The following is a 12,039-nucleotide window of genomic DNA, read 5'->3' on the forward strand; positions in this document are numbered from 1 at the left end:
AGCTAAATAATGCTAATTAACTGCTAATAAAAGGTTTCTAAGGCAATAAATTAAAGCGTTAATTAAGTGAAATCAGTATTGCCACGTAAAATAGTAAATGATTTGGCGACACAAATTCATACAGCTAGGACAGATGCGACTGTTTAAAAACATTAGCTAAAAACGAGGGCTAGAATTAGAATATTGCGCGCCCAATATTGGGCCTAAATCACTTTAGAACGGCAAAATTAACTCCCCATGGCATTCACTTTTAAACAATTTCATATCGATGACATGAATTGCGGCATGGCCGTAGGCACAGACAGCGTCGTCCTTGGGGCATGGGCACAACTGACCACCGCGAAATCAATCTTAGATATAGGCGCAGGCAGCGGCTTACTCAGTTTAATGGCAGCTCAGCGCAGTCAAGCACATATCACCAGTGTCGAATTAGACACCAATGCCGTCCATGCTTGCCAACATAACTTCCACAATAGTCCTTGGGCCAATCGACTGACCTTAGTTAATTGCAGCATCCAAGACTTTTACCAACAAACTGAGTATCAAGGGTATTTTGAACACATAATTTGTAATCCCCCCTATTTTGAGCAAGGCACGCAAGCGATACAATCCCAGCGCGCTATGGCCCGCCACACAGATAGCTTAAGCTTTACCGCACTACTCGATGCCATTCATGTGTGCCTAGCACCACAAGGAAAGGCAAGTCTCATATTACCAATGCAGAGTATGGCCCGTTTCGACGAAATTTTAACGCACTCCCAGCTCAATTTGATTGAAATAACCAACCTTATCAGCATTGTAGGGAAAAGTGCTAATCGAGTACTCTGCGTACTCGCCCATAAGACTCACCCGCAAATGGCTCCAAAGCTCAGTGATATCACTATTCGTGAACGTTCAGGCCAATACACACAAACCATGGTGCAATTGGTCCAAGATTTTTACCTTAAATACTGATATCGAGTCCAATCCTGACACATTAAGTAAAGCTAGCTAAGTTTGGCAAATTTAACGAAAGGTCCAATTTCCCACAAATTAAATGCTAATACATTGACCTAAAAGTAATTAACTTATGCCAATTACCATAAAACTTTACTGACTCAGAAGATAAACACAGGAGATCTAGATAAGTTATTTAAGTTAACCGCCATAACCTTTATAATGCTTCGCTATTATCCGTCGAGACGCTGCGCATGCAATTTGAAGATTTCCAGCTTGACCCTAGCTTATTAGAGTCGCTTAATGCCATGGGGCATCATTCACCCACTACGATTCAGCAAGAAACGATTCCTTACGCCCTAGAGCAAAGAGATATTCTTGCGCGCGCCCCGACAGGAACAGGTAAAACAGCGAGCTTTTTACTGCCATCGCTACAACATTTGATCGACTTTCCCCGTCGTTTTGCTGGACAAGCAAGGGTGCTAATTCTCACGCCAACCCGTGAGTTAGCCAGCCAAATCCACCGTTATGCGAGCCACCTAGCCACGGGCCAAGGTTTAGATATTGCTATCGTTACTGGTGGCGTTCCTTATGGACCACAGGAAGAAGCCTTAGCAGGCAACGTCGATATTCTGGTCGCGACCCCAGGCCGCCTGATGGAATATTTAGACAAAGGCAATTTCAATGCCCAAGAAGTCGATATCTTAATTATCGACGAAGCCGATCGCATGTTAGACATGGGCTTCTCTTCTGTGGTGCAAGCCATTGCTATTGAGGCCCAAGGCCGCAAACAGAACATGCTGTTTTCTGCCACCTTAGAAGGCGGCGGTGTACAACGTTTTGCCCGTGAAGTGTTAAACGACCCGATTGAAATCGATGTTGAAGCCCCTCGCAGTGAAAAAGCCAAGATCCACCAATGGATCCACTTAGCCGATGATAAAGAGCATAAATTTGCGCTGTTGTGTCATCTGCTACGCCAAGAAGATGTCAAACGGACTATCGTATTTGTGAAAACCCGCGACATCGTTTCTAGCCTAGAAGGCCAGTTACTGAAAGTCGGTATTCCCTGCGCCTTTATGCGTGGCGATATGGAACAGAAGAAACGCTTCCAAGCCTTGAGTCGCTTTACTAAAGGTGAAGTCAATGTCTTGTTAGCGACCGATGTGGCTGCACGCGGTATCGATATCGACGATATCACCCATGTGATCAACTTCGATATGCCACGTTCTGCCGACACTTATATCCACCGCATTGGCCGTACTGGCCGCGCTGGCGCAAAAGGTACCGCGATTTCGCTTGCCGAAGCCCACGACATGCGTATCGTCGGTAAAATCGAGCGTTATATCGAGCAACCGTTGAAACGCCGCGTGATCGAAGAGCTGCGTCCAAAGAATAAAGAAGCGCGCACACCGGGTAAGAAAAAAGCCAAAGTGAAAGCGAAAGAAGCTGCGAAGAAAACGAGCAAGAAAGAAGCGGCAAAGAAAGCGAGTAAAATCGCCCGTAAGAAAAAGTAACACCCGCTTAAATTCACCAAACTAAAGCCGCTATATGCGGCTTTTTTATTACCAAAATATAACTTACGTGGGTGATTTTACTAAAAATATCCTGCTATGTTTAATTATATAGAATGAAATGCGGCGGATTTAGAGCAGTTAACCCCAATACGTATTCATTCTTATTTCAATATATTCCAATTACCTAACTGAACCTTTCATCACCTTTCTGCTCTAATTTTCGCCCAAATATCGATGCATGATGAGCATATCTGTCGCGGCATCACTTTTAGAAACATTTAATTTACAAAAATAAATTTATTGGCGTGGCCGACTCTGCTACTTTAACCCCATTACGCGATTAGCATGGATTTAACCATTATATGATGAAGACCCTACTGAGGAGACTGTCTCCTTTTCTTATTCTGCTGCTGTTTGTCTTTGGCGCAGCCTTATTAATGCAAACGAAGGAGGCGCCAGAACAAAAACCTGAAGAGATGCCCATTCCTATCGTTGATGTCACGCAAGTGACTCAGCAAACAGTATCGCTAAACTTACCTTCCTACGGCGTGGTTACCCCAAAGTATAAAACACAACTCGTAACCGAAGTTCAAGGCAGAATGCTCACTATCTCCCCTCATTTTGTTGCAGGTGGCATAGTCAAGAAAGGCGACCAATTAGCGCAAATCGAGCCCTCAGATTACGAGGCTGACTTAATGCAAGCCGAAGCGACGCTGGCCCAAGCCACCGCCGCACTGAACGAAGAAATAGCCCGTGGTGAAGTCGCTAAAATCGAATTCAAAGGCTACGATAAGGGCTTGCCCCCTGAGTTAGGTCTACGTATCCCGCAACTCAAAAAAGAACAAGCTAACGTAAAATATGCGCAGGCAGCACTGGCGCGTGCCCAACGTAACCTTGAGCGCACGGTTATTCGCGCGCCCTTTGATGGCATAATCAAAGTTAGAAATGTCGATTTAGGTCAATACGTTAGCTTAGGCACTAATCTAGGTGAGCTCTACGATACTCGCGTTGCCGAAATCCGCTTACCCATTTCTAATGATGATTTAGCCTATTTAGAGTCTGTCGATAATCCCGATACCCAAGTCACGCTTAGCGCCTCTTTGGCGGGCAAAGAAAATACTTGGGAAGGCAATATTATCCGCAGTGAAGGTGTTATCGATGCCGAAAATCGCATGGTGTATTTAGTCGCAGAAATCAAAGATCCCTATCTGCGCGCGAATAAAGTGCCAGGTAGCTTACCACTTAAATACGGTAGCTTCGTCAATGCAGTCATCAAGGGCCGCACTGTCGATGGCATAGTTAAATTACCCCGCCATGTGGTTCGTAACGACCAAGTCGCCCTAGTCAACGACAAAAATATCATTGAAATGCGCCAAGTAAATGTGGTTCGTAGTGATTTAGAAAATGTGTTCATCAAAGACAGTCTAAAAACGGGTGAACGCGTCGCTACGACCCACTTCAACAGTATGGCAAATGGGCAAATGGTCAAAATCTTAGGTGAAGCGGCATTGCCTACTGAGACACCAAAAGAAAATACTCCTGAATCGAGTCTTGCGGCCGCTGGAGTTAAATAATGGACACTCAAAAAGGGATCTTAGCTTGGTTCGCCCGCAACAGTGTGGCCGCGAACTTATTAATGTGTGTTCTACTCATCGGCGGCCTGTTCAGCAGTATTTTGATTAATAAAGAGGTTTTTCCTTCTTTCGAACTCAATTTATTAAATATTTCCGTCGCCTATCCAGGTGCGGCGCCACAGGAAATCGAAGAAGGCATCAACATCAAGATTGAAGAAGCCATCCAAGATATCAACGGCATCAAGAAAGTGACTTCTGTGGCTAGCGAAGGCGTTGGCTCGATTACCGTTGAAGTTGAAGACGGTTACGAAGTGCAGACCATTCTCGATGAAGCCAAACTGCGGTTAGATGCAATTTCAACCTTCCCAGTGAACATCGAAAAACCGAATATCTCTCAAATCAAACCTGAGAATAACGTCATTTGGGTGTCTGTTTATGGCGATATGACACTCCACGATATGAAAGAATTGGCTAAGTCGGTTCGTGACGATTTAACCCAACTCCCCGCGGTAACCCGTGCGAAAGTGACTGGGGTGCGCGATTATGAAATCGGTATTGAAGTTTCTGAGAATAAGTTACGAGAGTACGGTTTGACCTTCTCGCAGGTCGCATTAGCAGTGCAAAACTCTTCCTTAGACTTACCAGGCGGCTCTATTCGTGCTCAAGATGGCGATATCCTATTGCGCACCAAAGGCCAAGCCTACACGGGCGATGACTTTGCCAATATAGTCGTCACAACTCGCGCCGACGGTAGCCGCGTGATGCTGCCACAAGTAGCTACCATCAAAGATGATTTCGAAGAACGTTTGGAATATACCCGCTTTAACGGCAAACCCGCTGCGATTATTGAAGTTACCAGCATTGATGATCAAAACGCCTTAGACATTGCAGACCAAGTTAAACAGTACGTAGAACAGCGCCGCGCCACACTGCCAGCTAACGCTCAACTCGATACTTGGGGTGATATGACCCACTATCTCCAGGGCCGCTTAGACATGATGATGTCGAACATGTTTTACGGTGCCTTGTTGGTGTTTATCATCTTAGCCATGTTCCTCGATCTGAAGTTAGCATTTTGGGTCATGATGGGGATACCCGTGTGTTTCCTCGGCACTATGTTGGTCATGCCGCTCGAACCTTTCTCCATGACGATCAACATGTTGACCCTATTCGCTTTTATCTTGGTGCTCGGAATAGTGGTGGATGATGCTATTGTCATCGGCGAGAGTGCCTACACAGAGGTCGAACGCCACGGTCACTCGGTTGAGAACGTGATCCGCGGCGCGCAAAAAGTGGCGATGCCCGCGACCTTCGGGGTCTTAACTACAATTGCGGCATTTATTCCCATGTTAATGGTTTCTGGCCCTATGGGGATTATCTGGAAATCCATCGGTATGGTGGTCATCCTCTGTTTAGCCTTCTCACTGGTAGAGTCTAAGTTCATTCTGCCAGCGCATTTAGCGCACATGAAGTTTAAAAAACCTGGCGCACCAAAGGGATTCTTTGGCCACCTAAAAGCCAATTTTAACGACAGAGTGCAATACTTTATTCACCACAGCTATCGCAACTTCCTCGAGCGCTGTATCAAACACAGATACAACGTGGTCGCTGCCTTTATCGGTGTATTGATTCTGTCGATTGCCTTAGTCGCCAGTGGCAAAGTGCGCTGGGTATTTTTCCCAGACATTCCCTCAGACTTTATTCAAGTTGAACTTGAAATGGATGAAGGCAGCTCCGAAGGTAACACCTTAAAAGTGGTACAGAGCATAGAAGAAGCCCTGTACAAGATGAACGAAAAAATGGAGAAAGATAACGGCTATCAAGTGGTGAAGCATAGCTTTATCAATATGAGCTCCCGTACCTCTGCCTTCATTTTTGCCGAACTGACGAAAGGTGAAGACCGTGAAGTCGATGGCGTGACGATTGCTGCCGCGTGGCGTGAACAATTGCCTGAGCTTTTGTCGGTTAAAAAACTCAGCTTTAACGCGAGCACCAACGATGCCGGTGGCGATATTTCCTTCAGACTGACCTCGAGTGACCTCGATGAACTGTCCGCGGCCTCTAAAGAGTTGAAGCAAAAACTCGCCAGCTACGAAGGCGTGTACGATATTGCCGACAACTTCTCCTCGGGCAGTCATGAAATTCGCCTGAAGATACGCCCAGAGGCTGAAGCCCTTGGCCTGACCCTTTCCGATTTAGCTCGCCAAGTGCGTTACGGTTTCTATGGTTATGAAGCCCAACGTATTTTACGTAATAAAGAAGAAATCAAGGTGATGGTGCGCTACCCATTAGAGCAACGTCGTACTGTGGGTTATCTTGAAAATATGCTGATCCGCACGCCAACGGGCACCTCGGTTCCCTTCTCGACCGTGGCACAAATTGAGAAAGGCGAATCCTACGCCTCAATTACCCGTGTTGACGGTAAGCGAGCGATCACCATCACGGCAAATGCCAACAAAAACATCGTTGAACCTTCAAAAGTGGTACAGGAAATCCAAAAAGATTACCTGCCACAATTGCAGGCCAAGTACCCTAAAATCCAAACTGCACTGGACGGTGGCAGTTTGGATGAACAGAATGCCATGGTCGGTTTGATGCAAGGCTTCTTCTTTGCGCTGTTCACCATTTATGCTTTGATGGCCGTGCCACTTAAATCCTACAGTCAGCCGTTAATCATCATGTCTGTGATCCCCTTCGGGATTATCGGCGCTCTGTTTGGTCACTTAATTCAGGGACTCGCGATGAGCGTGTTAAGTCTCTGCGGCATAGTGGCATTAGCGGGAGTGGTGGTGAACGACTCCTTGATTTTGGTGGACTTTGTGAACCGTGCGCGGGAGCAAGGGCAGTCGGTCAGACAGGCTGCGGTCGATTCAGGCTGTTATCGTTTTAGGGCGATCATCCTGACGTCACTCACCACCTTCGTCGGCTTAGTGCCTATTATTCTCGAGCGTAGTTTGCAGGCGCAAATAGTGATCCCTATGGCGACATCCCTCGCCTTCGGTATCCTGTTCTCGACCCTTGTGACGCTAATTTTAGTGCCCTTGCTGTACATCATACTCGACGACATTAAGCGCACTAGCAGCCGCTTCTTCCATTGGTGGTGGCAGCCTAAAAAAGACCATGAAGTGGACTTTACACCTGAGCATTTAGAGCCGCCGGTCCCCACTGACTATAAAAAAGACTATCTATAGGAAGTTAACTAGAAGCAGTTAATCAATGTCTTGAACCTTAAAAAGAGAGCTTAGGCTCTCTTTTTAATCCTCTGTGCGAGTCAATAACCTCTTAATCATCTATGTCATTTTGAGTCTGCTGCGAGTGGCTTGAGCTTTCAAGTTGCGATCTAGTTGACAGTTATCGCATCAGGCTTTCGCTACACTGTGTTTAAATCGTCAGCTATCGTTAGAATGAAACCCATCATTATGTCTGAGCATCTGCACAAGCAAAATATTGATAAACCACAAGTTGTCACCACAGAAACCCTAGCAAACGGTCACATAACAGATGAAGTCTGCGCAAATGAAACCTGTGCGACTGAAACGCTTGTCTATGATATTCGTCGCAGTCGCTACCTTAATATTACAGGTCGCTGCACCCTGCGCTGCGCGTTTTGTCCAAAACATAATGGCAGTAAACAGATCCACGAATATCAACTGGCACTGTGTCACCAACCTAAGCCCGAAGAAATTATTCCACTGCTTGGCGATGTTAAAGACTTCGAAGAATATGTGTTTTGTGGCTATGGCGAACCGACCTTAAATCTTCCAACCTTGCTGGCGGTGGCGAAAGAAATTAAACAAAGAGGCGGACGGGTACGTATTAATACCGATGGTTTAGGTAATTTAGTCCATAGGCGCAATATTTTGCCGGAACTAGCCAACTGCGTTGATAGTTTATCCATTTCCCTCAATGCGGATAATGAAGCCGCCTATATGGAACATTGTCGCCCCAAACTCGCCGGTTCTTATGCCGCCGTACATGCCTTCATCGCATTAGCGCCACACTATATTGAAACGGTACAAGTTTCGGCCATCGAAGGATTAGCGGGTGTTGATATCGACATCTGTCGTGAACAAGTTGAGTCCTACGGCTGCGAATTCAAGCATCGCATATTAGGCGCCTTAGGCTAAACGGCATTCTAATACAGCCAAAATCGACTGAAATACCCAAGCAGATAACACTGTCGATTACGTGAGTGGTACATGTGTGAATCGTCTTAACTTTTACTCAAGAAATCTTGCTGAGTAACTTGGCACTGTCGTAACAATTCTTTCGTGTTAACATAGCGAAATTAACAGTTCACCCACTCATAATCGGTTCATGCTGAAGAATAACCCAAGCACGTATCCCGCTGCGCCACTGCTCTCTTTAACCCAAGGGATCTATTGGTCGCATCAACGCTTACTCGCTATTGCAAGCCAGCTTTCTATGCTGGTGATTGGCATGATTATTTTAACTCACTTAATCATTACGTTAGGTGAACGACGCCTGCAAGAAGAGTGGGCAACGCAAAGATACAGTGAACTGCAAACCATAGGCTCATTGATCGCAGATAAAGTGTCTTTTCAGCAATTTCGAACCCAAATTTTCGCCAATGGGGAACTGCTAAAACAATACTTAAGCAATCCTACCGCCAAGCAACAACTTAAATTGCAGGAAAACTGGCAAGATCTAGTAAAACATATTCCTGAGTTACTCGGCATTGCACTGTACGATCCCCAAGGTAACTATAAATTCTCAACTCCCCCTAATTTCAATAAAGATGCCTTACCACCGACCTTACTTGGAGCGAGTCGGAGCATGGGTGGCAAGGAGGTCTATACCTCGCCCCTGGAATTTGTTCCGATAGACGGCATGCTTGAACCTTATATGTATCAAATGGCGTGGCTCGAGAAGCCCGATCAGAGTTCTATCGGTTATCTGGTGACATACAACTCTATGGTAAAAATGCTGGAGGCCATAAAACCAGCCTTTTCGAGCAATAAGTCCCCTATGTTAGTGCTAGATACTCAAGGATTACTCTATGCTGGCGCGAGCGATCTCGCCCCTCTAAGCAATATGCCAGAGACCTTAGGAGCAAGTTTAAGACAGAGCTATCCGGCCCTGTGGCGCGATATGTCCATGAGCAACTTTGGGCAATTCCACGGTGAAGAAGCCACTTTTGTTTACCTTAAAATCGAACTCACAGCCCAACCTGAGACCCACAGAGAATATTTTTTACTCTCCTATGTGCGCAACTCAGACATAGCTGCTCGTTTCTCACAATGGCAAAACATTGTCATTGTGGCATCGTTAATATTAACGGTTTTAGCCGCTTGGGTTGTACTACTCAGCCACATGTATCGCTTACAACAGCGTTCACGCCAATACAGTATTGATGTTGCTAATGGCTTATTTAATAGTGACATCGGCTTTATGATGGTCAACGAAAATGCCAGAGTCATCAGCGCCAATACTAAAGCGGCACAAGCGACCTTAGTACCATTAGATGAACTGACAGACCGAAGCCTACAGCGTACCTTATGCCTCGATGATAAAACCTACACGGAGTTAATGGAGCAGGTACATAAAACAGGTCAATGGTCTGGTGAAATCAGTCTAGAGAGTATCGATGGCCCTACTTTACGCGTTCATATCCGCCAAGCACCAAGGGCGAGCCGAGGCTCACCACATCTATTAATCACCCTTGAGGACATCAGTGAGTTAATCAGCAGCAAACAAAATGCTTTTCTCAGTGAGCTTTTATGCGATAACACAGTCGCGACAGCCCTCACAGATGCTAACGGTAAACTGATTAAAATCAATCCTGTATTCGATGCGTTAATGCAACTCAATGGCGATTTAAATCAAGATTTAGCGTCATTACTCGCGAATGATTTAGGCAATCAATGGCAGAGGATCAGCGCCCAAATTGCCATGCAAGGTCAGTGGCAAGGGCAAATTCTATGCTCACCTAAACAGGCGCATTCCAATTGTTTGCAAGCCACATTGAAGGGCCATGTGGCTGCCGATGGTGAGATTGATTATATCGTCTGCACTTTAGAGCAAGCCGCCGAGCGTGGCCGAGGCACAGAGAAGCGTAACCTTGTACCCCATCGCAGTACTATTCTGCTGAATTTGGCAGATTTAGAACGTTACTTTAACTCTCTGCCGCCACCAAGCCGTCTCAGTTCAAGCTTACTGTTAATGGATATCAATCCAGAGGGCATGCTAAGCCACATGAGTGATATCGACCAACTGGCAAATCGTCAGCAAGAAATAGAAGTGCAATTATTGCTTGAAATTCCAGCTAATTATCAAATTCTGCATTGGCAGCTAGGGAAGCTCATTGTGATGTTACCTGACACAGACGCCACCCATGCGCACAACTTTGCCCTCAATATGATGGAAAAGCTCAATGGTAATGGCTTAGGGGAAGGTATTAGTATTGGTATTGCGGGTTATCAAGAAGGCCAGACATTAGAGCAATATTTGAATAATGCCGAAGTCGCCCTAAAACGGGCGAAGCAAAATAACGATCAGAATATCGGTCAAGCCTTTACTCGTCATCAATCGTAGATTCGGGTGCATTAACTGAGTCAGGCAACTGACTCTGGGTAATTTCTATAATTGCCGAGCGGTTCATGGTGATTTTATAGCGGATATACTGCGGGGCTTCGCGCCCATCACGCAACACTAAAATCAGGTTGACTTGATAGCGCCGCTCAACCGATTCATAACTAATTTTGCCTTCAACTTCCTTATAAATCTTCGCTTTACCCCGTTCTAAATAACGGGCAAAAGGCACTAAGCTAAAGCTCACTTGCTCTTGAATAGTCGAATATCCCGCTTGGAACTCACTCTGATTCACCTTAGTGGCGATTTTATAGTGCAGAATTTCCGCATCGACCTTATTTTGGCTATGTCTGTGCTTTAGAATGTCACTGACTTTTTCGGGTAGATCTTGCTGACGCATAAACTCAAGCCATACCAACTGCTTAGCGATAACCGCCTGACTCGTAGTATCCCGTAAAATGCGGCTCCAACGTGGTCGACCCCGCTGAATAAATCGCCACATGGCATTGCGCACATCGTCCTTAAAGATTTCCCTGAAACCATAGATCACGGCCAAGGTCAGCACTAGCGCAATAGTAAAACCACTAAAGGCGCCCTGAGCTTGAATTATCAACGCAGACACGACCAACATCACTAATGCGGTCGCCAGTCCTGTCGTAAACTTTTTAAGGCCAATTCCTAAAGGCTTTAACTCTTCTTTGAGTACCACACCTTGTTGGATTAAACGGCGCAACAACAACATCTTGTTAGAGATACGGTTAGGATCTTGCTTAGTTTGCGCTGAGTTGTACTTATGCTCATCACGATAGGCACATTCATTACGGCAGAGCGTGAGTACCCGCTCTAAAATATCGTTGAAATCACTGGTACGAGTGGCATAAGCGAGCACTTTGAGTAACTGCTGCTCACAAAACCAAGACAAGTAGTTATCAGCATTTTCAAAGTAAGATTTCCATTTGGGATCACCTGGTTCGTTACGACGAAACTTTTTCAGCAACTGGGCAATTTGTTCGCGTAATTCGTCGAGGGCAAAATAAAAATGGGTTACATCTGTGATTTGATTGAGTTCTTTAACATCGTTTTCAACCGCAACCGCAAACTGATAGGCGAAGAGATTTAGGTACAACCTGAACTCTTCAACAGTACGGCGATTTAAACTGGCAAAACGCCCCTGCACCAGAGGTAAGTGCAAGCCTTCTGAATAGTATGAGCGACGTCCAACTATTGAGCTGTAGTAGTACTCTTCTTCATTGAGCGTGCGCGAGCCTATGCCCATTTCCTTAGGTAAAAAGAAATAGAGATCAAGCTGACGATTATCGCCCTTTTCCATCTGATGGCTGAACTTAATCGACAGGGATTCTTCTTGCTTTACACGTATCTTAGACACAACACCCTTTTCATGAATCCCTCACTGGAGACTCACCACAGTAATCACAAATCAATGAGCACTAATCTTAACTGAA

The 12,039-nt window shown here is 45.6% G+C and carries 7 protein-coding genes; 6 read left to right on the top strand and 1 reads right to left on the bottom strand.

The window, feature by feature from the left end; all coding sequences use genetic code 11:
• The first annotated feature begins 237 nt into the window (after nt 1–237).
• The 6 genes from AAA952_RS08440 (at nt 238) to AAA952_RS08465 (ending at nt 10,579) form a co-directional block, all read left to right on the top strand.
• Complete coding sequence (locus tag AAA952_RS08440; protein ID WP_338256066.1) at nt 238–954, top strand: tRNA1(Val) (adenine(37)-N6)-methyltransferase; 717 nt, start codon at nt 238–240, stop codon at nt 952–954.
• A 236-nt stretch (nt 955–1,190) separates the two neighbouring features.
• A complete protein-coding gene (gene srmB / locus AAA952_RS08445; protein WP_105250089.1) occupies nt 1,191–2,450 on the top strand; it encodes an ATP-dependent RNA helicase SrmB in 1,260 nt (419 codons plus the stop codon).
• A 362-nt stretch (nt 2,451–2,812) separates the two neighbouring features.
• The gene (locus AAA952_RS08450) at nt 2,813–4,024 is read left to right on the top strand and encodes an efflux RND transporter periplasmic adaptor subunit (protein WP_113939815.1); all 1,212 of its coding nucleotides are present in this window, start codon (nt 2,813–2,815) and stop codon (nt 4,022–4,024) included.
• The gene (locus AAA952_RS08455; protein ID WP_173246595.1) at nt 4,024–7,215 is read left to right on the top strand and encodes an efflux RND transporter permease subunit; all 3,192 of its coding nucleotides are present in this window, start codon (nt 4,024–4,026) and stop codon (nt 7,213–7,215) included. Before AAA952_RS08450 ends, AAA952_RS08455 begins: the two co-directional genes overlap by 1 nt.
• A gap of 228 nt (nt 7,216–7,443) precedes the next feature.
• On the top strand, nt 7,444–8,151 hold the full coding sequence (locus AAA952_RS08460; protein WP_263254789.1) for a TatD family nuclease-associated radical SAM protein: 708 nt from the start codon (nt 7,444–7,446) through the stop codon (nt 8,149–8,151).
• Between the two features lie 190 nt (nt 8,152–8,341).
• Nucleotides 8,342–10,579: a PAS domain-containing protein gene (locus tag AAA952_RS08465; RefSeq protein ID WP_338256073.1), complete on the top strand. Its 2,238-nt coding sequence runs from the start codon at nt 8,342–8,344 to the stop codon at nt 10,577–10,579.
• Here the strand turns inward: AAA952_RS08465 and AAA952_RS08470 are convergent.
• Nucleotides 10,560–11,963: a hypothetical protein gene (locus AAA952_RS08470; RefSeq protein WP_028761621.1), complete on the bottom strand. Its 1,404-nt coding sequence runs from the start codon at nt 11,961–11,963 to the stop codon at nt 10,560–10,562. The two genes, AAA952_RS08465 and AAA952_RS08470, sit on opposite strands and share 20 nt — an antisense overlap.
• Nucleotides 11,964–12,039: the final 76 nt, after the last annotated feature.

It is taken from the genome of Shewanella sp. M-Br (assembly GCF_036245925.1).
Taxonomy (GTDB): domain Bacteria; phylum Pseudomonadota; class Gammaproteobacteria; order Enterobacterales; family Shewanellaceae; genus Shewanella; species Shewanella oncorhynchi.